General features: G+C 58.5%; 30 protein-coding genes. 28 read left to right on the top strand and 2 right to left on the bottom strand.

What is annotated here, in order from left to right; all coding sequences use genetic code 11:
* The coding region (locus tag ACR0J8_RS22120; protein ID WP_480892353.1) for a hypothetical protein at positions 1-192 on the bottom strand (192 nt) is incomplete at its 3' end.
* 172 nt (positions 193-364) lie between these two features.
* Here ACR0J8_RS22120 and rpmC point away from each other — a divergent pair.
* The 11 genes from rpmC (at position 365) to rpmD (ending at position 4,652) form a co-directional block, all read left to right on the top strand.
* Positions 365-571, top strand: a complete 207-nt coding sequence (rpmC, locus tag ACR0J8_RS22115; RefSeq protein WP_037311745.1) for a 50S ribosomal protein L29 — start codon at positions 365-367, stop codon at positions 569-571.
* A gap of 4 nt (positions 572-575) precedes the next feature.
* On the top strand, positions 576-806 hold the full coding sequence (rpsQ, locus tag ACR0J8_RS22110) for a 30S ribosomal protein S17 (protein ID WP_170613768.1): 231 nt from the start codon (positions 576-578) through the stop codon (positions 804-806).
* A 76-nt stretch (positions 807-882) separates the two neighbouring features.
* The gene (gene rplN, locus ACR0J8_RS22105) at positions 883-1,251 is read left to right on the top strand and encodes a 50S ribosomal protein L14 (RefSeq protein WP_005621870.1); all 369 of its coding nucleotides are present in this window, start codon (positions 883-885) and stop codon (positions 1,249-1,251) included.
* 2 nt (positions 1,252-1,253) lie between these two features.
* The gene (gene rplX, locus ACR0J8_RS22100; protein WP_039523375.1) at positions 1,254-1,565 is read left to right on the top strand and encodes a 50S ribosomal protein L24; all 312 of its coding nucleotides are present in this window, start codon (positions 1,254-1,256) and stop codon (positions 1,563-1,565) included.
* Complete coding sequence (rplE, locus tag ACR0J8_RS22095; RefSeq protein WP_480892348.1) at positions 1,558-2,118, top strand: 50S ribosomal protein L5; 561 nt, start codon at positions 1,558-1,560, stop codon at positions 2,116-2,118. Before rplX ends, rplE begins: the two co-directional genes overlap by 8 nt.
* Before the next feature lie 19 nt (positions 2,119-2,137).
* Positions 2,138-2,443, top strand: coding sequence for a 30S ribosomal protein S14 (gene rpsN / locus ACR0J8_RS22090; protein WP_068340744.1), 306 nt, complete (start codon positions 2,138-2,140; stop codon positions 2,441-2,443).
* 13 nt (positions 2,444-2,456) lie between these two features.
* Entirely contained in the window at positions 2,457-2,849 is a 393-nt protein-coding gene (gene rpsH, locus ACR0J8_RS22085; protein ID WP_155148687.1) for a 30S ribosomal protein S8, read from the top strand.
* Positions 2,850-2,860: 11 nt separating this feature from the next.
* The gene (rplF, locus tag ACR0J8_RS22080; RefSeq protein ID WP_170467582.1) at positions 2,861-3,394 is read left to right on the top strand and encodes a 50S ribosomal protein L6; all 534 of its coding nucleotides are present in this window, start codon (positions 2,861-2,863) and stop codon (positions 3,392-3,394) included.
* Positions 3,395-3,405: 11 nt separating this feature from the next.
* Positions 3,406-3,765 carry a 50S ribosomal protein L18 gene (gene rplR, locus ACR0J8_RS22075; protein WP_010437103.1) on the top strand — a complete coding sequence of 120 codons (360 nt, stop codon included), beginning with the start codon at positions 3,406-3,408 and terminating at the stop codon, positions 3,763-3,765.
* 116 nt (positions 3,766-3,881) lie between these two features.
* Complete coding sequence (gene rpsE, locus ACR0J8_RS22070; RefSeq protein WP_155148691.1) at positions 3,882-4,451, top strand: 30S ribosomal protein S5; 570 nt, start codon at positions 3,882-3,884, stop codon at positions 4,449-4,451.
* 12 nt (positions 4,452-4,463) lie between these two features.
* Positions 4,464-4,652, top strand: coding sequence for a 50S ribosomal protein L30 (gene rpmD, locus ACR0J8_RS22065; protein WP_170613764.1), 189 nt, complete (start codon positions 4,464-4,466; stop codon positions 4,650-4,652).
* A 122-nt stretch (positions 4,653-4,774) separates the two neighbouring features.
* Here the strand turns inward: rpmD and ACR0J8_RS22060 are convergent, their stop codons facing one another.
* Entirely contained in the window at positions 4,775-5,659 is an 885-nt protein-coding gene (locus tag ACR0J8_RS22060) for a LysR family transcriptional regulator (protein ID WP_480892344.1), read from the bottom strand.
* A gap of 451 nt (positions 5,660-6,110) precedes the next feature.
* Between ACR0J8_RS22060 and ACR0J8_RS22055 the strand changes: the two genes are divergently transcribed.
* The 17 genes from ACR0J8_RS22055 to ACR0J8_RS21975 all read left to right on the top strand — a co-directional run bounded on the left by ACR0J8_RS22055 (position 6,111) and on the right by ACR0J8_RS21975 (position 21,887).
* A complete protein-coding gene (locus ACR0J8_RS22055; RefSeq protein ID WP_480527245.1) occupies positions 6,111-6,326 on the top strand; it encodes a DUF1127 domain-containing protein in 216 nt (71 codons plus the stop codon).
* Positions 6,327-6,487: 161 nt separating this feature from the next.
* Positions 6,488-7,351 carry a hypothetical protein gene (locus tag ACR0J8_RS22050; protein ID WP_480892341.1) on the top strand — a complete coding sequence of 288 codons (864 nt, stop codon included), beginning with the start codon at positions 6,488-6,490 and terminating at the stop codon, positions 7,349-7,351.
* A 147-nt stretch (positions 7,352-7,498) separates the two neighbouring features.
* Positions 7,499-7,972, top strand: a complete 474-nt coding sequence (gene rplO, locus ACR0J8_RS22045) for a 50S ribosomal protein L15 (protein ID WP_480527242.1) — start codon at positions 7,499-7,501, stop codon at positions 7,970-7,972.
* A gap of 109 nt (positions 7,973-8,081) precedes the next feature.
* A complete protein-coding gene (secY, locus tag ACR0J8_RS22040) occupies positions 8,082-9,446 on the top strand; it encodes a preprotein translocase subunit SecY (protein WP_170613756.1) in 1,365 nt (454 codons plus the stop codon).
* Complete coding sequence (locus ACR0J8_RS22035) at positions 9,443-10,087, top strand: adenylate kinase (protein ID WP_170613754.1); 645 nt, start codon at positions 9,443-9,445, stop codon at positions 10,085-10,087. The genes secY and ACR0J8_RS22035 overlap by 4 nt, the downstream gene beginning before the upstream one ends.
* Before the next feature lie 201 nt (positions 10,088-10,288).
* Positions 10,289-10,657, top strand: coding sequence for a 30S ribosomal protein S13 (gene rpsM, locus ACR0J8_RS22030; RefSeq protein WP_170613752.1), 369 nt, complete (start codon positions 10,289-10,291; stop codon positions 10,655-10,657).
* 15 nt (positions 10,658-10,672) lie between these two features.
* Positions 10,673-11,062 (top strand): 30S ribosomal protein S11, encoded by a 390-nt coding sequence (gene rpsK / locus ACR0J8_RS22025; RefSeq protein ID WP_008757289.1) that lies wholly within the window; start codon positions 10,673-10,675, stop codon positions 11,060-11,062.
* Between the two features lie 114 nt (positions 11,063-11,176).
* Complete coding sequence (locus ACR0J8_RS22020; RefSeq protein WP_480527239.1) at positions 11,177-12,193, top strand: DNA-directed RNA polymerase subunit alpha; 1,017 nt, start codon at positions 11,177-11,179, stop codon at positions 12,191-12,193.
* Positions 12,194-12,311: 118 nt separating this feature from the next.
* On the top strand, positions 12,312-12,734 hold the full coding sequence (gene rplQ, locus ACR0J8_RS22015) for a 50S ribosomal protein L17 (protein WP_039538314.1): 423 nt from the start codon (positions 12,312-12,314) through the stop codon (positions 12,732-12,734).
* 159 nt (positions 12,735-12,893) lie between these two features.
* A complete protein-coding gene (locus ACR0J8_RS22010) occupies positions 12,894-13,949 on the top strand; it encodes a TauD/TfdA family dioxygenase (protein WP_480527237.1) in 1,056 nt (351 codons plus the stop codon).
* A gap of 82 nt (positions 13,950-14,031) precedes the next feature.
* Positions 14,032-15,417 carry a trypsin-like peptidase domain-containing protein gene (locus ACR0J8_RS22005; protein WP_480527236.1) on the top strand — a complete coding sequence of 462 codons (1,386 nt, stop codon included), beginning with the start codon at positions 14,032-14,034 and terminating at the stop codon, positions 15,415-15,417.
* 3 nt (positions 15,418-15,420) lie between these two features.
* Complete coding sequence (locus tag ACR0J8_RS22000; protein WP_480527234.1) at positions 15,421-16,734, top strand: replication-associated recombination protein A; 1,314 nt, start codon at positions 15,421-15,423, stop codon at positions 16,732-16,734.
* Between the two features lie 109 nt (positions 16,735-16,843).
* Positions 16,844-17,887: an RluA family pseudouridine synthase gene (locus tag ACR0J8_RS21995; protein WP_480527232.1), complete on the top strand. Its 1,044-nt coding sequence runs from the start codon at positions 16,844-16,846 to the stop codon at positions 17,885-17,887.
* Positions 17,884-18,555: an HAD-IA family hydrolase gene (locus ACR0J8_RS21990; RefSeq protein WP_480527231.1), complete on the top strand. Its 672-nt coding sequence runs from the start codon at positions 17,884-17,886 to the stop codon at positions 18,553-18,555. The genes ACR0J8_RS21995 and ACR0J8_RS21990 overlap by 4 nt, the downstream gene beginning before the upstream one ends.
* 4 nt (positions 18,556-18,559) lie before the next feature.
* Entirely contained in the window at positions 18,560-19,267 is a 708-nt protein-coding gene (locus tag ACR0J8_RS21985) for an ATP12 family chaperone protein (RefSeq protein ID WP_480527229.1), read from the top strand.
* 206 nt (positions 19,268-19,473) lie between these two features.
* Positions 19,474-20,490 (top strand): amino acid ABC transporter substrate-binding protein, encoded by a 1,017-nt coding sequence (locus ACR0J8_RS21980; protein WP_480527227.1) that lies wholly within the window; start codon positions 19,474-19,476, stop codon positions 20,488-20,490.
* Positions 20,491-20,618: 128 nt separating this feature from the next.
* Positions 20,619-21,887: an amino acid ABC transporter permease gene (locus tag ACR0J8_RS21975; RefSeq protein WP_170613732.1), complete on the top strand. Its 1,269-nt coding sequence runs from the start codon at positions 20,619-20,621 to the stop codon at positions 21,885-21,887.
* Position 21,888: the final 1 nt, after the last annotated feature.

Below are 21,888 nucleotides of genomic sequence, written 5' to 3'. Positions count from 1 at the left end.
ATCCGCGAAGGCGGCCGCACCGTCGGCGCCGGCGTTGTGTCGAAGATCATCGAGTAATTCGCATCTGCAAAAAGCTACGGAAAGGGCGTCCTTCGGGGCGCCCTTTTTGCTTGGTACCCCACCGAGATTGTTCGGTGAACAATCTCGGGAAGCATCGGTTTTGGCGCCAGGCTTGAAGCTTACGATCTGCATGCACGCATTGGTCAAAACTTTCCCTTGCCACCCACCCCCCAAACCCTTATACGGCGGCATCCTGCAAGTCCCCCGGCTGAGTCGGGGGATTCGCATGTCTGTAATTCATCCACCAGGTCCAAGGTGACCCGTTTACGGGGCCTTCTGGTGTTTTGAGCAAAGGAAAAAGGCGATGAACGCCCAAGAACTGCGTGACAAGACCCCGGACCAGCTCCGCGAGGAACTGGCCAACCTGAAGAAAGAAAGCTTTAACCTGCGCTTTCAACAGGCAACCGGTCAGCTGGAAAGCACAGCCGGCATCAAAGCGGCCCGCCGCAACGCTGCCCGCGTCAAAACCATCCTGAACGAAAAGGCCGCTGCCGCGGCATCCGAGGAGTAATCAGATGCCCAAGCGTATCCTGCAAGGCACCGTGACCAGCGACGCCAACGAACAGACCGTAACCGTATCGGTCGAGCGCCGCTTCAAGCACCCGCTGCTGCACAAAACCGTCCGTAAGTCCAAGAAGTACCGGGCTCATGACGAAAAGAACGCCTTCAAGGTCGGCGATACAGTCCGCATCATCGAATGCGCGCCGAAATCGAAGACGAAACGTTGGGAAGTTCTGGAAGCGTAAGCTTCCGGGATTTTTCCATTTGTCGAAACCCTGGGGGATTTAACAAGACCAGCCCCCACAGGTCGGGAGAAACCACATGATCCAGATGCAGACCAATCTGGATGTCGCTGACAACTCCGGCGCACGCCGAGTTCAGTGCATCAAGGTCCTGGGTGGTTCCAAGCGTAAATACGCCTCCGTCGGCGACATCATTGTCGTCTCGGTGAAGGAAGCCATCCCGCGCGGCCGCGTAAAGAAAGGTGACGTCCGCAAGGCCGTCGTCGTACGCACCGCCAAGGAAGTCCGTCGCGAAGACGGTACCGCGATCCGCTTTGATCGCAACGCCGCCGTCATCCTGAACAACAACAACGAGCCCGTAGGTACCCGTATCTTTGGCCCGGTTGTTCGTGAACTGCGCGCGAAGAACTTCATGAAAATCATCTCGCTCGCTCCGGAGGTGCTGTAATCATGGCTGCCAAACTCCGCAAAGGCGACAAGGTCGTCGTGCTGGCCGGCAAGGACAAGGGCAAAGAGGGAACCATTTCCTCGGTTGACCCCAAAGCCGGCAAAGCAGTTGTAGATGGCATCAACATCGCCATCCGCCACACCCGCCAGTCGCAAACCTCGCAAGGTGGTCGTCTGCCCCAGGCAAACCCGATCGACCTGTCGAACCTGGCTCTGCTGGACAAGAACGGTAAAGCAACCCGCGTTGGCTTCCGCATGGAAGGTGACAAGAAGGTGCGCTTCGCCAAGACCACGGGAGACGTGATCGATGCTTGATTCCGCAAAATTCACCCCGCGTCTGAAAGCTCAGTACGCTGAAACCATCCGTGCCGCTCTGAAAGAAGAGTTTGGCTACAAGAACGACATGCAGCTGCCCAAGCTGGAAAAGATCGTTCTGAACATCGGTTGTGGTGCTGAGGCCGTCAAAGACTCGAAGAAAGCGAAAGCTGCTGTCGAGGATCTGACTGCAATTGCTGGTCAACAGGCCGTTGCAACCAAGGCGAAGAAGTCGATCGCGGGTTTCCGCGTCCGTGAAGACATGCCGCTGGGCGCGAAAGTGACCCTGCGCGGTGATCGGATGTACGAATTCCTGGATCGTCTGATCACCATCGCGATGCCTCGCGTTCGTGACTTCCGCGGTGTTAAGCCTTCTTTCGACGGTCGTGGCAACTTTGCCATGGGCATGAAAGAGCACATCGTGTTCCCGGAAATCGACTTCGACAAGGTCGACGAGGTCTGGGGCCTGGATATCGTAATTGCCACCACAGCGAAAACCGACGCTGAAGCGAAGAGCCTGTTGAAAGCATTCAACATGCCGTTCAACGCGTAAGCGCCGGGAGGATTGAGACATGGCTAAAAAAGCAATGATCGAACGCGAGAAAAAGCGCGAACGCCTGGTGGCCAAATATGCCGCAAAGCGTGCCGAGCTGAAAGAAATCGCGAATGACGAGAGCCGCCCAATGGAAGAGCGTTTCAAAGCGCGTCTGAAACTGGCGAAACTGCCGCGCAACAGCTCGGCGACCCGTCTGCACAACCGCTGTCAGCTGACCGGCCGTCCCCACGCTTACTACCGTAAGCTGAAGGTCAGCCGTATCGCGCTGCGCGAGCTGGGTTCTGCTGGTCAGATCCCCGGCATGGTGAAATCGAGCTGGTAAGGGAGACATAGATATGAATGATCCTATCGGCGATATGCTCACCCGTATCCGCAACGCGCAAATGCGCGGCAAGTCCACCGTTTCCACCCCGGCTTCCAAGCTGCGCGGTTGGGTTCTGGACGTGCTGGCGGACGAAGGTTACATCCGTGGCTACGAAAACACGACCGGTGAAAACGGTCACCCGGCCATCGAAATCAGCCTGAAGTACTACGAAGGCACCCCTGTCATTCGCGAACTGAAGCGGGTCTCGAAGCCCGGTCGCCGCGTATACATGGGCGTCAATGACATCCCGCAGGTCCGTCAGGGTCTGGGCGTGTCGATTGTCAGCACTCCGAAAGGTGTGATGTCGGACGCAAACGCTCGCTCCAACAATGTTGGTGGCGAAGTGCTCTGCACCGTCTTCTAAGGAGGTCTGCAATGTCTCGTATTGGTAAAAAGCCGGTCGAGCTGCCCAGCGGCGTTACCGCCTCTGTGTCTGGCCAGACCATCGAAGTGAAAGGTCCGAAAGGCACCCGCAGCTTCACCGCCACCGACGACGTGACGCTGTCGGTTGAAGACAACGTGGTCAAGATCGACCCCCGTGGCATGTCCAAGCGTGCCCGTCAGCAGTGGGGCATGAGCCGCACAATGGTTGCCAACCTGGTAACCGGTGTGACGACTGGCTTCAAAAAAGAGCTGGAGATCCAGGGTGTTGGTTACCGGGCTCAGATGCAGGGCAACACCCTGAAGCTGAACCTGGGCTACAGCCACGATGTTGATTTCACTGCTCCGGAAGGTGTCACCATCACCGCGCCGAAGCAGACCGAGATCGTTGTGGAAGGTATCGACCAGCAGCTGGTGGGCGAAACCGCGGCCAAAATCCGCGAGTGGCGCCGTCCCGAGCCGTACAAAGGCAAGGGCATCCGCTACAAGGGCGAGTTCATCTTCCGCAAGGAAGGCAAGAAGAAGTAAGGACGCAGACAATGGCAAACAGCAAAAGAACCCTGTTTCTGAAGCGCCGCCTGCGCGTTCGGAACAAACTTCGCAAGGTCAACGCGGGTCGTCCGCGTCTGTCCGTACACCGTTCGAACAAGAACATCAGCGTTCAGCTGATCGACGACGTACGTGGCGTGACCCTGGCATCTGCCTCGACCCTGGAAAAAGACCTGGGTGTTGTTGGCAAGAACAACGTCGAAGCGGCCACCAAGGTGGGCGCGGCCATCGCCGAGCGTGCCAAGAAGGCAGGCGTCGAAGAGGCCTATTTCGATCGTGGCGGCTTCCTGTTCCACGGCAAGGTGAAGGCAGTTGCCGACGCTGCGCGTGAAGGTGGTCTGAAGATCTAAGACCTGCGGGCGGGTTTCGATCCGCCCCGATGATCCGGGGGCCTCGGCAACAGTCGGGGCTCACTTGGATTGAAGAAAACGGCGCCGTATGCGCCACATGAGAAAAGGGATGCCAAATGGCAGAACGTGAAAACCGTCGGGGCCGTGGCCGCGACCGTGAAGAAGCACCGGAATTTGCAGATCGTCTGGTCGCAATCAACCGCGTGTCGAAAACCGTAAAAGGTGGTAAGCGCTTTGGCTTCGCCGCTCTGGTGGTTGTCGGCGATCAGAAAGGCCGCGTTGGCTTTGGCAAAGGTAAAGCGAAAGAAGTACCTGAGGCCATCCGTAAGGCGACTGAACAAGCCAAGCGCCAGATGATCCGCGTGCAGCTGCGCGAAGGTCGTACCCTGCACCACGACATCGAAGGCCGTCACGGCGCTGGTAAAGTGGTTATGCGCACCGCACCTGAAGGTACTGGTATCATCGCCGGTGGTCCGATGCGTGCCGTGTTCGAAATGCTGGGCGTCAAGGACGTTGTGTCCAAGTCGCTGGGCTCGCAGAACCCGTACAACATGATCCGCGCCACCATCAACGGCCTGCAGAAAGAGCAGAGCCCGCGCTCGGTTGCCGCACGTCGTGGTAAAAAAGTCGCCGACATCCTGCCCAAGCGGGACGAAGCACCGGCTGCTGCTGAAGCAGAAGCGTAAGGAGAGCGAACCATGGCAAAAACCATCGTCGTCAAGCAGGTCGGTTCCCCGATCCGCCGCCCCGCTGAACAGCGCGCGACCCTGATCGGTCTGGGCCTGAACAAGATGCACAAGACCCGTGAGCTGGAAGATACCCCTTCGGTTCGCGGCATGATCCGCAAGATCCCGCATCTGGTAGAGATCGTCGAAGAGCGCGGCTAAGCGCGATACCTTCGAATGAATTGAAACGCCTCCGAATGTCTCGGGGGCGTTTTTTGTTGCAGCTGCGATTTGCGCATCGTACAGAACTTGATCCGCGATTTGTCCTCAGCAAGCCCGTGGGGCTAGGGGAAGGTCGACGCGTACCGGGGCGCAAAAAAACTGGTGAATGCCCGGACTTCGGCGCGCCGGTACGCGTCCGGCGAAATCAGCATAGTAACGGTTCGGGACAGATCATCGATATTTTCGGAACACCGAACCAAATCAGGGATTGTATCCGCCCATCTTGCATGAATGAGACCCAGGCCATGACCGGCGCGAATGGAAGCGTGCATCAGATCCATCTCACCGAAGGACTGAACAATTTGGTCCTTGGAAATGTGGTTGGCCAACCATTCGTGGAGAAAATCGGATCCATCATTTCGCTGGAATGTCACGAACCGGTGGCCCAGCAATTCATCCACCGAGTTTGGTATCCCGAACTTCTGAACATAGCTGGGGGCACCGTAGAGGGCCATGTGTTCCAAACCGATCCTACGGCAAATCAGGTTTTCGTCCGGCGGTCTTTCAGAAACACGGAAGGCTATATCCGCATCGCCTGCGAGCAAATTTAGGAACCGGATACTGTGCGCAAATTCGATTTCCACAAGCGGGTGAGCCGCTGTGAATTCGCTGAATATCTGCATGACCCGATCTGTGAAATACCCCGGTGCCGTGATCCGGATGGGTTTCGGTTTGGCCAGTTCCTGCGCCCTTCTTGAAAACCCGTCGACACCACCCTCGATGGCTTCGGCAAGGGGAAACAGTTGACGCGCGCTTTCCGTTGGTTTGAAGCCTCGCGTGTCACGTTCGAACAACGTGAGGCCAATCTCATTTTCGATCACATCGATACGGCGCGCGACGGTTGGTTGTGCCATGCCCAGCTTCCGTGACGCCGCAAGGGTCGAGCCCTCTCTGAAGACCGCCAGGAATATTCGAACGTCCGACCAGTTTCGAAACTCGTTCTTCATTTTTGTAGAACAGCACATTTTCTTGATCGATACCAGTCACGGCAGGCTGCGCCTAGCCTGAGGTCAGGCTTCGGAACCGAAGCGAACCCTGTGTAGGAGCAAGCCCATGATGCCCCCGTTCGACACCAATCTTCTCAAACATACACCCGAGCACCTGAAACTGCAGAACCCAGTTGAGCGCGCCGCAGCAAAATCGCTGCCGAGACGTCCTAGGATCGCGGTACGTAGTCTGACAAAGTTGGCGATCCTGGTTGTCGACCGTGCGCGGCAGTTGCGACGCGGACGGCCGACCGCGTTCCGGCTTGGACGCAGACCCATTCAAAAGATGCATACCGGCTAGACCGAAACTTGCGTTGTTAGCGTTATCCTCTGCGCCTATCTGAGCCTTGTCCCAAAAGGAACAAGACAAGCAACTCCGGGGAATGCGCCCCGGTCAGAAAGGAACTCAGAAATGGCACATACCGCAACACTGACACATAACGGTTTCAACTTCTCCGTCCGCTTCGCAAACTTCGTTGAACGCGTGAAAGCAGCCCGCGCACAGGCGGCCGAATACAACCGGACCTATGCCGAACTGCAGCGCCTGACCAACCGCGAGCTGGACGATATCGGCATTCGCCGCTGCGACATTGCGGACATCGCGCACAAGCACGCCTACTGCGTGTAAGACCACGCACCACCCGATCCAGAGGCGCCGTTATGGCGCCTCTATTGTTTTGGGAGCCACGTATGCCACAGGAGCAGGTTATTTCCTGAACCCCGTTGCGAAAGCACGCGGGATAGGTCAAGTGCTGAAAGGGTCGTTTCAATTTGACGGAAAGGCCGGGCATGGCGCGGGAATTTCAGATCGGGATGCTATGGGTCGATGGCCCGCTGAGCTTTCTGGAGCAGCTCTGCATCAAATCGTTTCTGGACGCTGGCCAGCACGTGCGCCTTTACACATACGGCGATGTGCCCAACATTCCCGACGGAGCCGAACGGCGCGATGCGCGGGAGGTCATGCCCGACGAAAACATCATCACGCATAAGCGAACCGGCAGCCCCGCAGTACACGCGGACAGGTTTCGTTATCGCATGCTGGCGCAGCATCAAGATCTGATCTGGGCAGATACCGATGCGTATTGTGTCAAGCCGTTCACTACGGAAAACGGCCATTTCCACGGCCGCCTCGCTGCGCATGAGATCAACAATGGTGTGCTCCTGCTGCCGCCGGACAGCCCGACACTCTATGACCTGATCGATTACACCGAAAACCCGTATCGTATTCCGCCGTGGCTGCCGTCGAAGCTGCGGGCCGAGTTGATCCGCGATGCCCTGGACGGCAACCCCAAACATGCCGGTGAAATGCCCTGGGGCGTTTGGGGCCCCCGAGCGCTGACCTGGCTATTGCAGCAGAATGGCGAGGATCGTTTCTCGTTTTCCACTCAAGTCCTTTACCCGGTATCTTATAAGGAACGGCGCGTCATGAGCCGGGCCAATGGTGGCGCCGAGCGATTCATCACGGACGAGACGATGTCGATCCATTTCTACGGCCGTCGCATGCGGTCATTCATCTTCAACAGGTTTTCGGGCATTCCGCACCCCGAAAGCCTGGTGGGTCAGCTTGTGAAAAAGCATGGTATCGATCCACATGCGGCACCGCTCAGGCCGAAGGGCGTTATTGAGGACGAAATGGCTGAGGGTGAGGAATGACATCCGACCCTGCCCGCAGGCTTGCCAACTGGCATTAACGGGCCTATACGCCTGCGGTGGCCTTGCGCCATACGAATCAAAAAACCAAGAAATGCCGTGTTTGACCCATCACGCTTCGGGGGTCACATCCGGCTTAGGAGAAGCGAAATGAAACTGCACGAACTGCGCGACAATCCTGGCGCCACACCGAAACGCACCCGCGTTGGCCGTGGTCCGGGTTCCGGCAAAGGTAAAATGGGTGGCCGTGGTATCAAAGGCCAGAAATCCCGTTCGGGTGTGGCCATCAATGGCTACGAAGGCGGCCAGATGCCGCTGTACCAGCGCCTGCCCAAGCGCGGCTTCAGCAAGCCGAACCGCAAGGAATTCGCCGTTATCAACCTGGGCCTGATCCAGAAATTTGTCGAAGCCGGCAAACTGGACGCCAAGGCTGCGATCACCGAGGACGCACTGGTTGCTTCCGGTCTGGTGCGCCGCAAGCTGGATGGCATCCGTGTTCTGGCCAAGGGCGAAATCAGCGCAAAAGTGAACCTGGAAGTCACCGGTGCTTCGAAAGCTGCCGTTGAGGCAGTTGAAAAAGCGGGCGGTTCACTGACGGTCACAATAGCCGCTGCGGCAGAGTAAGCGCTTGTGAGCGGGCAAAGACCCGCTTACATAGACCTCAGAGTTTTCCAAGACGCCGCCCGAGCCGGAAAACGGTTCCGGGCGGTGTTTTCATAAGAGAGACCGATTTATGGTATCAGCAGCAGAACAAATGGCAGCCAACACAAGCTGGGCTGCCCTTGGCAAAGCCACCGATCTGCGCAACCGCATCCTGTTCACGCTGGGTTTGTTGATCGTCTATCGTCTGGGCACCTTCATTCCGGTGCCTGGGATCGACGGTCAGGCGCTGCGCGAGTTCATGGAGCAGGCGGGGCAGGGCATCGGCGGCATGGTTTCGATGTTCACCGGCGGGGCGCTTGGGCGGATGGGCATCTTTGCCCTCGGCATCATGCCCTATATCTCGGCCTCGATCATCGTACAGCTGCTGACCTCGATGGTTCCCGCGCTCGAACAGCTCAAGAAAGAGGGCGAGCAGGGGCGCAAGAAAATCAACCAGTATACCCGTTTCGGCACCGTGGCGCTGGCCACGGTTCAGGCCTATGGCCTGGCTGTTTCGCTGGAATCGGGGGATCTGGCGACCGATCCGGGTCTCTATTTCCGCATGTCGACCATGATCACGCTGGTTGGCGGCACCATGTTCCTGATGTGGCTGGGTGAACAGATCACCGCGCGCGGCATCGGCAACGGTATCTCTTTGATCATCTTTGTCGGCATCATCGCCGAGGTTCCAGCCGCACTGGCGCAGTTCTTTGCCAGCGGACGCAGCGGTGCGATCAGCCCCGCCGTGATCATTGGTGTAATCGTAATGGTCATCGCCGTGATCACCTTTGTGGTGTTCATGGAGCGGGCCCTGCGCAAGATCCACATCCAGTATCCGCGCCGTCAGGCTGGCATGAAGATCTATGAAGGCGGTTCCAGCCATCTTCCGGTCAAGGTGAACCCGGCCGGCGTTATCCCGGCGATCTTCGCAAGTTCGCTGCTGCTGCTGCCGGTGACGATCTCGACCTTCTCGTCGGGTGCGGCCAGCGGTCCTGTGATGTCGTGGTTGCTGGCGAATTTTGGCCCCGGGCAACCGCTCTACCTGCTGTTCTTTGCGTCGATGATCGTGTTCTTCGCATATTTCTACACGTTCAACGTGTCATTCAAACCGGACGATGTGGCGGACAACCTGAAAAAGCAGAACGGCTTTGTTCCTGGCATCCGTCCGGGCAAGAAAACGGCAGAGTATCTGGAATACGTGGTCAACCGCGTGCTGGTTCTGGGTTCTGGCTATCTGGCGGCGGTCTGTCTGCTGCCTGAAATTCTGCGGGGTCAGTTCGCCATTCCGTTCTATTTTGGCGGCACCTCGGTTCTGATTATCGTCTCTGTGACCATGGACACGATCCAACAGGTCCAGAGCCACTTGCTGGCGCATCAATACGAAGGGCTTATCGAAAAGTCCCAACTGCGCGGCAAAGGCAAGAAACGCGGCAGGAAGGGACCATCTCGTCGATGAACATTATTCTTCTTGGGCCCCCCGGGGCAGGTAAAGGGACTCAAGCGCGTCACCTGGTCGAGACACGCGGCATGGTGCAGCTGAGCACCGGCGACATGCTGCGCGAAGCGAAAACCTCGGGCACCGAGATGGGTAAGAAAGTTGCCGCGATCATGGACGCCGGCAAACTTGTCACCGATGAGATCGTGATCGGTCTGATCGAAGAAAAACTGACCACCGAAACAGGGGCCGGTTTCATCTTTGACGGGTTCCCCCGCACGCTGGCGCAAGCCGATGCGCTGTCGGCATTGCTGGCCAAACTGGGCCAGTCGCTGCACACCGTAATTGAGATGCGCGTCGATGACGAAGCACTGGTGTCACGGATCACGGCACGCTCGACCTGCGGGGGGTGTGGCGAGGTCTATAACGACATCACCAAACCGATCCCGGCGGATGGAAAGTGCACCAATTGCGGCAAGGAAAATGATTTCCAGCGTCGCGCGGATGACAACGAAGACAGCCTACGCACGCGCCTGATGGAATACTACAAAAAGACCTCGCCGCTGATTGGCTATTACTATGCCAAGGGTGATCTGCGGCCGGTCAATGGCCTGGCTGAAATCAAAGAAGTGACAGCCTCGATCGAGGCCATCCTGGGCTGATTTCAGGTTGGGGCTTGACGGCCCCTTCAAAAGCCCATATCGACCCCCATCCCTATAGGGAATCAAGACCGCAGGCGGGATTCGTTCCGTTTGCCCCGACCACCTCAAATAATGCTGGACCCTCTGGCGGCACTGCCACGGTCAAGCGTTGTGAAAAAAGGTTCTGGAGTTACGGAACCGCAACGAAAAGGAAAGTGACACGTGGCACGTATTGCCGGCGTAAACATCCCGACTGCAAAGCGGGTACCAATCGCCCTCACATATATCACCGGTATCGGAAACACCTCGGCGCAGGCCATCTGCGAAGCCGTGGGCATCGAAGCGCACCGTCGCGTCAATGAACTGTCCGACGCCGAAGTTCTGGCCATCCGCGAACACATCGACGCCAACTACACCGTCGAAGGTGACCTGCGTCGTGAAGTTCAGATGAACGTCAAGCGCCTGATGGATCTGGGCTGCTACCGCGGTCTGCGTCACCGTCGCAACCTGCCGGTTCGCGGTCAGCGCACCCACACCAACGCTCGTACCCGCAAAGGCCCCGCAAAGGCCATCGCTGGTAAGAAGAAATAAGGGAGGGTCTGACTGATGGCACGTGACAAGACTCGCGTTAAGCGCAAAGAGCGTAAGAACATCGCATCGGGCGTTGCCCATGTGAACTCGACCTTCAACAACACCAAGATCCTGATCTCGGACGTACAGGGCAACGCCATCTCGTGGTCGTCTGCCGGTACCATGGGCTTCAAGGGATCGCGGAAATCGACACCGTATGCTGCACAGATGGCTGCGGAAGACGCAGGCAAAAAGGCGCAGGAACACGGCGTCAAGACGCTGGAAGTCGAAGTTCAGGGCCCCGGTTCGGGTCGTGAATCGGCTCTGCGCGCGCTGGCTGCAGTGGGCTTCAACATCACGTCGATCCGCGACGTGACACCGATTGCTCACAACGGTTGCCGACCGCCGAAGCGCCGCCGCGTCTAAGCGATTTTGAATTTGGCTGGGGCTGTGTTTCTGCACGGCCCCAGCACGTCATTTTGAACCTCGGGCGTCTGCACCTTGTTGGTCATGGGGCGCGGACAGGAATGGAGGGATTACATGATCCACAAGAATTGGGCAGAATTGATCAAGCCGACCCAGCTGGAAGGCAAGCCGGGCAACGACCCTGCGCGTCAGGCGACCCTGGTTGCTGAACCGCTGGAGCGTGGCTTTGGTCTGACCCTGGGCAACGCTCTGCGCCGCGTCCTGATGAGCTCGCTTCAAGGTGCGGCCATCACCAGCGTCCAGATCGACAACGTATTGCACGAGTTCTCGTCAGTGGCGGGCGTTCGTGAAGACGTCACCGACATTATCCTGAACCTCAAGCAGGTCGCCCTGCGCATGGAAGTCGAAGGCCCCAAGCGTCTGTCGATCAATGCCAAAGGCCCCGCTGTCGTCACCGCTGGCGACATCAGCGAAAGCGCCGGCATTGAGGTTCTGAACCGCGATCACGTCATCTGCCACCTGGACGATGGCGCCGACCTGTTCATGGAACTGACCGTCAACACCGGCAAGGGCTACGTCTCGGCTGAAAAGAACAAGCCGGAAGACGCACCCATCGGCCTGATCCCGATCGACGCGATCTATTCGCCGGTCAAAAAGGTTGCTTACGACGTTCAGCCGACTCGTGAAGGTCAGGTTCTGGACTACGACAAGCTGACCCTGAAGATCGAAACCGACGGATCGATCAATCCGGATGATGCGCTGGCCTTTGCCGCTCGTATCCTGCAGGATCAGCTGTCGATCTTCGTCAACTTCGACGAGCCGGAATCGGCTGGCCGCCAGGACGAAGACGATGGTCTGGAGTTCAACCCGCTGCTGCTTAAGAAAGTGGACGAGCTGGAGCTGTCGGTCCGTTCGGCAAACTGCCTGAAGAACGACAACATCGTCTATATCGGCGACCTGATCCAGAAGACCGAAGCCGAGATGCTGCGCACCCCGAACTTCGGCCGCAAGTCGCTGAACGAGATCAAAGAAGTGCTGTCCGGCATGGGTCTGCACCTCGGCATGGATGTCGAGGACTGGCCGCCGGACAATATCGAAGATCTGGCCAAGAAATTCGAAGACGCGTTCTAAGCGCGTCTTCACAAATGCCCGGACGACCGGGGACAACAAGGGCACTTCCGCCCCAAGGAGAGCCGGTGACACGCATCGCCGGCCAGACAAAGCAAAACGCGAAAGAAGGAACTAGAAAATGCGTCACGCACGTGGTTACCGCCGCCTGAACCGTACTCATGAGCACCGCAAGGCGCTGTTTGCGAACATGGCTGGCTCGCTCATCGAGCATGAGCAGATCAAGACAACTCTGCCGAAGGCAAAAGAACTGCGCCCGATCATCGAAAAGCTGGTCACGCTTGGCAAGCGCGGCGACCTGCACGCCCGCCGTCAGGCTGCAGCTCAGCTGAAAGAAGACAAAGACGTCGCAAAGCTGTTCGAAGTTCTTGGCCCCCGCTATGCCGAGCGTCAGGGCGGTTATGTCCGCATCCTGAAAGCTGGCTTCCGTTATGGCGACATGGCTCCGATGGCGATCATCGAATTCGTTGATCGTGATGTTGATGCCAAAGGCGCGGCTGACAAAGCCCGCGTTGCCGCTGAAGAGGCTGCTGACGAAGAATAAGAAAGCCTAGCTTTCTGATCTGAACCCCCGTGTCCCGGACGCGGGGGTTTTTCATTTTTTGCCCCCTAACTGTCGCAAAGAGCGCATTTGCGATGATATCCGATTATGAAACCCTGAACCTTACAGGTTCCACTGCAAGGTGAGTGAGGAGGACGGATTATGGCAATCCCAGATGAAATACCAAGCGTACTCACGGGCCCGTCTGTCTGGACCGGTCAGGATATGCGAACGCGACAGCGCGAATGGATTATCGATCTGACGGCCGACGACATTGACGATCTTGAGCGGGCCGCTAGTCACTATTTGAGCCTGGGAAGAGATATAGGTGAGATCACAAAGGCTGCTTTCCCTCTGCAAAGATTTGATCGACATCTGGCGCTGCTACGAGAGAAGCTGATCAACGGGATCGGGTTCGAAGTGATCCGCGGCCTTCCGGTGCAGGACTATACGCAAAAGATGGCAGCTACGATTTTCTGTGGTGTTGGTGCCCATTTGGGCTCGGCCCGTTCGCAGAATGCTCAGGGGCACATTCTGGGCCACGTCCGCGATATCGGTGCGGATGCGAACGATCCGAATACCCGAATCTATCAGGCGCATGAGCGTCAGACACTTCACACCGACAGCGCAGATATTGTTGGCCTGCTTTGTCTGCGCGAGGCCAAAGAGGGCGGAGACTCGCTGCTGGTGAGTGCTGAAACGATATATAACAGGATGCGATCCGAATGCCCGGAATTGCTGGAACTGTTGTTTGAACCCCTTGCGACCGACAGAAGAGGGGAGGTGCCGGAGGGCATGGAACCCTATATGACGATTCCACCATTTTCCTGGCACGACGGCAAGCTGACAGTGTTTTATCAAAGGCAGTATATCGACAGTGCCCAGCGGTTTCCGGATGCGATGCGCCTTACACCGGATCACGTTAAGGCGCTGGATCGGTTTGATGGGCTGGCGAATGACCCCGACCTTTGCCTGACCATGCGGCTGCAACCGGGGGACATGCAGTTCGTGTACAACCACTCGCAACTGCATGACCGGACCGGCTTTGTGGACTGGCCTGACCCATCTGAACGGCGGCACTTGTTGAGACTGTGGCTGTCGCCCGAGGGAGACCGTGAGTTGCCCGATGTATTCAGGCAGCGGTACGGAACGATAGAGGTCGGACAACGCGGCGGGATCATCACAGAAGGAACGCGCCTGCACGCGCCGTTGGACTGACCGCCCACAGGTGCTGCGCGGAAGCTTGCATTACGGCCCGTGTAGACGCATATCCGATGGACTATTAATCGACGGATGGATCATGCGGAAAGTTCTCTGTTCTCTGATGCTGGCGACGCTTGCCGCGACAGTTAATGCCGAAACGAAAGTGCCGACTTCGCAGGCCGAAATAAGCCTGGGATTTGCCCCGGTGGTCAAACAGGCTGCTCCGGCCGTCGTCAACATCTACGCCAAGATCGTAACGCAAGGCCGGGCCAATCCGTTTTTCTCGGACCCGTTCTTTCAGGAGTTCTTCGGCAGAGGATTTGCCGAACCGCAGCCGCGGGTTCAGAACTCGCTGGGGTCCGGCGTAATTCTTTCTGCGGACGGCTATGTTGTGTCAAACTACCATGTTGTCGGCATGGCGACGGAAATCCGTGTGGTGACAACGGACCGGCGCGAGTATTCAGCGCAAGTGGTTCTGGGCGATCAGGAAAGCGACATTGCCATTCTTCGGCTGGAAGAGGCCGCTGAACTGCCGCATCTGAACTTTCGCGATTCTGACCAGGTGGAGGTGGGCGAACTGGCGCTGGCCATCGGCAATCCGTTTGGCGTGGGTCAAACCGTATCGTCCGGCATAATTTCCGGGCTGGCACGAACCGGAACAGCTACGGGAAATGCGCGCGGGTACTTCATCCAGACAGATGCTCCGATCAATCCGGGTAACTCCGGTGGGGCGCTGATTGACGTGAACGGTGATCTGATCGGGATCAACACGTCGATCCTGACCCGGTCGGGCGGATCCAACGGCATTGGCTTTGCCATTCCGGCAAATCTGGTTGCCGAATTCCTGCGGCAGGCGAAGTCCGGCAACGAGAGCTTTGTCAGCCCCTGGGCCGGGATGGCGGGCCAGCATATGAGCGCCGATATCGCCGAATCGCTGGGTCTGGCCATTCCACTGGGCGTGGTGATCTCGGACCTGCATGACCTCAGCCCGCTGGCTGCGGCCGGGTTGCGGGTTGGCGATGTTGTCACCCATGTTGACGGGGATGAGGTAAATTCGCCCGCCGAGATGAAATTCCGGATGTCGGTTGCCGGTGTCGGGGGAACCTCGGTTCTGACCCGTCTGCGCGGAGACAAAAGCGCGGATGTGAAAGTGGATTTGGTCCGCGCTCCGGACAGTCCGCCCGCCGATGAGACCACGTTGGATGACAAAACCGTTCTGCCCAACCTGACCGTCGCCCGGATCAATCCCGCACTGATCTCGCAGTTGGGATTGGTTCTGTCACAGACCGGCATTGTTGTGGTTGATCCGGGCTCATTGGGAGCACGCGCCGGTCTGAGGCCCGGAGACGTCCTGAGCAGCATCAATGACACCGAGATTGAGCAGCCCGGCGATGTGGTCGAGGCGCTGACTGACCCCGGGCGCCGGGTGCAAATGAACGTTCAGCGCGGTGGACGCGCGGTTTCGTTGCGGTTTCGGCTCTGACCCGTGAGTGATTTGTTCGATACCGGGGCACCCGAGCCCGCAACCGCGCCGCATCGCCCCTTGGCGGACCGGCTGCGCCCCAAGACGCTGGGTGAGGTGATCGGACAAGAGCAGGTGCTTGGCCCGGACGCCCCCCTGGGCGTCATGCTGGCCGCTGGCAGCCTGTCGAGTTTGGTGTTCTGGGGACCGCCGGGGGTAGGCAAGACCACGATTGCGCGGTTGCTGGCACAAGAGACTGATCTGCATTTTGTCCAGATCAGCGCGATTTTCACCGGTGTTCCGGACCTGAAAAAAGTGTTCGAGGCAGCAAAGATACGGCGTCAGAACGGGCAGGGCACCCTTTTGTTCGTTGATGAAATCCACCGGTTCAACAAGGCCCAGCAGGACGGGTTTCTTCCGCATATGGAGGATGGCACGATCCTGCTGGTGGGGGCGACCACGGAAAACCCTTCGTTCGAGCTGAATGCAGCTGTTCTCAGCCGTGCACAGGTGCTGGTGCTCGAACGGCTGAGCCTTGCCGATCTGGAACGTCTGACGCAGCGGGCCGAAAAAGATCTTGGCCGCGCCTTGCCCCTGACGCCTGCCGCCCGGGATGCATTGCAGGAAATGGCGGACGGAGACGGGCGCGCGTTGCTGAACCTGATTGAACAGGTTGCGGCCTGGAAGGTCGACGGACCGCTTGACCCCGACGCGCTGTCCACGCGGTTGATGCGGCGTGCCGCGAAATACGACAAATCGGGGGACGAGCATTACAACCTGATCTCGGCCCTGCACAAATCAGTTCGCGGTTCGGATGCGGATGCGGCGCTGTATTGGTTTGCACGTATGCTGACGGGGGGCGAGGATCCAAGGTATCTGGCCCGCCGGATTACCCGGATGGCGGTTGAGGATATCGGGTTGGCCGACCCGCAGGCGCAGTCGATCTGCCTGCATGCGTGGGAGGTGTACGAGCGGCTGGGCTCTCCGGAAGGAGAATTGGCGCTGGCGCAGGCGCTGGTCTATCTAGCGCTGGCGCCAAAATCGAACGGCGCCTATGTCGGCTACAAGGCGGCGATGCGTCTGGCCAAACAATCCGGCAGCGAGCCGCCGCCAAAGCACATCCTGAATGCGCCGACGACACTGATGAAGGACCAGGGCTACGGGGCTGGCTATGCCTATGACCATGATGCCGAGGATGGATTCTCGGGCCAGAACTACTTTCCGGAAACGATGAAGCGGCCGATGCTGTATCAGCCGGTCGAGCGGGGATTCGAGCGGGAACTGAAAAAGCGGCTGGACTATTTCGCAAAGCTGCGCGCGCAGCGGAACGAGAGCTAGGGCTGGCTTGACTCTTGCTGCTTTGCGCGCGACAGACGCGCATGTTTTCTAACACACTGACATCGGTGAAATCCGGGCGGGCCAGTCGCGCGGTGCAAGGGGCAATGGCATGAGTGGCGTACAGATGATCACCGTCGCAGAGGACGACAGCGACCAGCGGCTGGACCGTTGGTTGCGCCGCATGTTCCCGCATGTTGGGCAGGGCCGTATCGAAAAGATGTGCCGTAAGGGCGAGCTGCGGATTGATGGGGGTCGGGCCAAGGCCTCGACCCGGCTTGAAGCCGGGCAGGTCGTGCGGGTTCCGCCCTTGCCGGACGCTGATCACAAGCCGGTTGAGGTCAAACGCCGGATCTCGGATGCGGACGCAAAGATGATCCAATCCTGCGTGATCTACCGCGACGATCATGTTCTGGCCCTGAACAAACCCCATGGACTGCCGGTGCAGGGCGGCAGTGGTCAGACCCGCCATGTCGACAGCCTGTCCGAGGCGCTGCGGTTCGGTTATGAGGAAAACCCCCGTCTGGTACACCGTCTGGACAAGGACACCTCGGGCGTTTTGCTTTTGGCAAGAACGCGCGAAGCGGCCAAAGGTCTGACAGCCGCGTTTCGTCACCGCGACACGCGCAAGATTTACTGGGGCCTGGTTGCCGGGGTGCCGACTCCGTATCTGGGCGAGATCAAAACCGGTCTGGTAAAAGCCCCAGGCCACGGCAAAAAGGGTGAAGGCGAGAAGATGATCGCCGTTCACCTGAACGACATTGACGGTACTCCGGGCGCGAAGAGGGCGCATACCCTATACGCGACGCTGTACCGGGTTGCCGGGCGCGCCGCGTGGGTTGCCATGGAACCCGTTACAGGCCGCACCCATCAGTTGCGCGCGCATATGGCCGCCATTGGGCATCCGATCATTGGTGATGGTAAATATGGCGGTTCGGGTCAGGAAAACCTAGGCGATGGCTGGGGCGCGCAATTGGGCGGGATTATCAGCAAAAAGCTGCACCTGCATGCCCGGCAGGCGTCGTTTGAACATCCGGTGACGCGCAAGACCATCACCGTCAAGGCTCTATTGCCGGATCATATGAAACACAGCTGGGATACCTTCGGCTGGACCGAGGATCTGGCCTCGGACGATCCCTTTGAGGATTTGCAATGACCTCACCATTGCGGCTGGTCCTTTTCGATGTCGATGGTACGCTTGTCGACAGTCAGGCCAGTATCGTCTCGGCCATGACCGCCAGTTTTGACGCTTTGGGCCTGACTGTGCCGGATCGTTCCGCGATCCTGTCGATTGTCGGGTTGTCGCTGCCGGTCGCTCTGTCCCGTCTGGCGCATGATCACCCGGTTTTGGTCCAGGAAAAACTGGTGGATGGATACAAGGACGCCTATCACGACCAGCGTCTGAGGCAGGGTGCCGCGAACTCGCCCCTCTATCCCGGTGCCCGGGAGGTTCTGGAGACGCTGCACGACATACCCGAGGTCTTGCTGGGGGTCGCCACCGGAAAGTCGCAACGCGGGCTGGATGCGTTGATCGAGGCGCACGGTTTGGAACGGTTCTTTGTCACCCGTCAGGTGGCAGATCATCACCCTTCGAAACCGCATCCGTCGATGATCGATACAGCGCGCGCGGAAACCGGTGTCGACCGGCGAAATACGGCCATGATTGGCGATACCCGCTTTGACATGGATATGGCCAGCGCGGCTGGCGTGACAGGTATCGGTGTGGCCTGGGGATACCACGACACCGCAGAACTGGAACACGCTGCGCAGGTGATCGAAACCTTTGATCAGCTGCCGCCGGCGCTGCACAGTATTTGGGGATGACGGTATGAGCGACTGGACACCGAAACGGTTCTGGACCGAAAGCGTGGTGGCTGAAACCGAAGAAGGCTTCACCGTCGAACTGGACGGGCGTCAGGTCAGAACCCCGGCCAAGGCGGCGCTGGTTGTGCCGACGCACGCAATGGCAACCGCTGTAGCTACGGAATGGGACGCGCAAGAAAAAGAGGTTGATCCGACCTCGATGCCGTTTACCCGATCGGCAAATGCGGCAATCGACAAGGTCCGCCATCAGCATGCCGAAGTGGCCGATATGCTGGCCGACTACGGCGATTCGGACTTGTTGTGTTACCGTGCCACGCACCCGCTGGAGTTGCAGCAGCGGCAGGCGGGGCAATGGGATCCGGCGCTGGACTGGGCGGAAAAGACCTTGTCCGCGCGGCTTGTATCCTTCGAGGGTGTTCTGCATCAACCGCAATCCGACGATGCGCTGGCGACTCTGCGGCGGCAGGTTCATGAGCTTGGTGAGTTTCAGCTTGCCGCGTTTCACGACCTTGTGAGCCTGTCCGGGTCCTTGATTCTGGGTTTTGCCGCAGCGCGGAATTGGCGCAAACCGGACGAGATATGGCGCATTTCGCGATTGGACGAAATCTGGCAGATCGAGCAATGGGGTCATGACGACGAGGCGCATGAAGCCTCGGAGGTCAAGAAATCCGCCTTTTTACACGCCAAACGCTTTTTCGATCTATCGGTTTGATCCTTCAAAGACAGTATTTTAGTGCGTCGCGCCCGGCCGCGCGGCGTCTGATATCGTTTTCGCTGATCCAACCCTTGACGTTTGTTTATGAATGCGACCAAACTCGTGGCCACTAAAGGGGAGACACCTTTGGGGTAACCTTTCCGGCAAAATGCTGCCGGACAGAACCGCCCCCGAGTGGGGCGGACAATCAGGAAGAGGTAAAAATGAAAAAATCCGTAATCTTGGGCGTGGCGACGATTGTTGGCCTGGCTGCTGGCGCCGCCGCGGCAGGAACCGCAGATGACGTCAAGGCACGCGGCAAACTGAACTGTGGCGTGGCCACCGGTGTACCCGGTTTCGCCAGCCCGGACGCCAATGGTGAGTGGCAAGGCTTTGATGTGGCCGTGTGCCGCGCCGTAGCAGCCGCCGTTCTGAACGATCCGACTGCAGTTGAGTTCATTCCGACCACCGGCAAGACACGCTTTACCGCGCTGGCTTCGGGTGAGATCGACATGCTGGCCCGGAACACCACCTGGACCTTCAGCCGCGATGTCGACCTGAAATTCGAATTCGTCGGCGTCAACTACTATGACGGTCAGGGTTTCATGGTTCCCAAGGCACTGGGCGTAAGCTCGGCCAAGGAACTGGACGGTGCGACCGTCTGCATTCAGACCGGCACCACAACTGAGCTCAACCTGGCGGATTTCTTCCGCATCAACAACATGAGCTACGAGCCGGTTCCGATCGAAACCAACGCCGAAGCGCAGCAACAGTATCTGGCTGGTGCCTGTGACGTCTACACCACCGACGCATCGGGTCTGGCTGCCACCCGCGCCACATTCGAGAATGCCGGTGATCACGTGATCCTGCCGGAAATCATCTCGAAAGAGCCGCTGGGTCCGCTGGTGCGTCACGGCGACCACGAGTGGGGCGATGTTGTCCGCTGGACTCTGAACGCGCTGATCGCAGCCGAGGAAATGGGCGTGACATCGGCCAATATCGATGAAATGTCCGCTGGAACCGACAATCCGGAAGTGAATCGTCTGCTGGGCAGCGAAGGCACTCTGGGTGAAATGCTGGGTCTGGACGCTGAATGGGCCCGTCGCGCCATCAAGGTCGGCGGCAACTACGGCGAAATCTTTGCCAAGAACATCGGTGAGGAAACCCCGATTGGCCTGGCACGCGGTCTGAACGCACAGTGGATCGAAGGTGGCCTGCTGTACGCACCGCCTTTCCGCTAAAATCCACGGAAAAGGGCGCAGGGCAACCTGCGCCCTTTTTCAATCAATAAGAAACACGCCCGGAAACGTCCGAGCAGAGATCAACTCTGCCGACAAAAGACCGGGATGCACGGGGATAAACATAGGTCATGACGACTCTCACTGACCCGCCGAAGGAGCAGTTCCGGCTGTCCATGCTCCTTTACGATACGCGGTACCGATCTGCGACCATTCAGGTCATTGCTATGATCGGTTTCATGCTTCTGGCAGCCTGGATTATTAACAACACCATTCAGAACCTCGAAACGCTGGGCAGAACAGTCGGGTTCGACTTTTTCGCCGAACCAGCCAGCTATGACATCAACCAGCGCCTGCTGGAATATGACTCGCAGGATACCCATCTGCGCGCGGCCTTTATCGGGCTGCTGAACACGCTGGTTGTTGCAGTTCTGGGCTGTATCACGGCAACAATCATCGGTGTCATGGTTGGTGTTCTGCGTCTGTCGAACAACTGGCTGATCGCGCGGATTATGACGGTTTATGTCGAAATGTTCCGCAACGTTCCGGTCCTGCTTTGGATCGTGTTCGCTATGGCGATTCTGATTGAAAGCCTGCCTGCGCCGCGCGCATTCCGGGGTGAAAATCCAGAAGCCACGATGGATCTATTCGGCACTGTTGCTGTGACCAACCGCGGGGTCTATATCCCCGAGTTTCTGTTCTCGCGCAGCCTGGGCGACATCCACCTGTTCGGGACATCAAGCCTGCGTTTTGACGTCTCGCTGGACCTGATCGCTTTCCTGATCGTGCTTGGCGGCAGCATCTTTGCCATGCGCAAAGTGTCGGCCTGGGCCAATGCCACGCAGGAAAAGACCGGTGACCGTCCGACCATCTGGTACATCCAACTGGGCCTGCTGTTCGTGCCATCGGCCATCCTGCTGGGCGCGCTGGGCTTCCATCTGGGCTATCCCGAGCTGAAGGGCTTTAACTTCACCGGCGGCACCCACCTACGGAACTCGCTGATCGCCCTGTGGCTGGCCCTGTCGCTGTACACTGCGGCTTTCATCGCCGAGATCGTTCGTGCCGGTATTCTGGCCATCTCGAAGGGTCAGACCGAGGCTGCATCCGCACTGGGTCTGCGCCCGGGCCGGACCATGCGTCTGGTGATCCTGCCGCAGGCGTTGCGAGTGATCATCCCGCCGATGATCTCGAACTATCTGAACCTGACCAAGAACTCGTCGCTGGCGATCGCGGTCGGATATATGGACATCACGGGGACGCTGGGCGGTATCACCATGAACCAGACCGGCCGCGAGCTGGAATGCGTTCTGCTGCTGATGCTGGTCTACCTGACCATCTCGCTGAGCATTTCGGCGGTGATGAACTGGTACAACAACCGTGTCAAACTGGTGGAGCGGTAAT

Source organism: Ruegeria sp. N11 (assembly GCF_056531525.1).
This window is presented reverse-complemented; position numbering and strand designations above follow the sequence as displayed.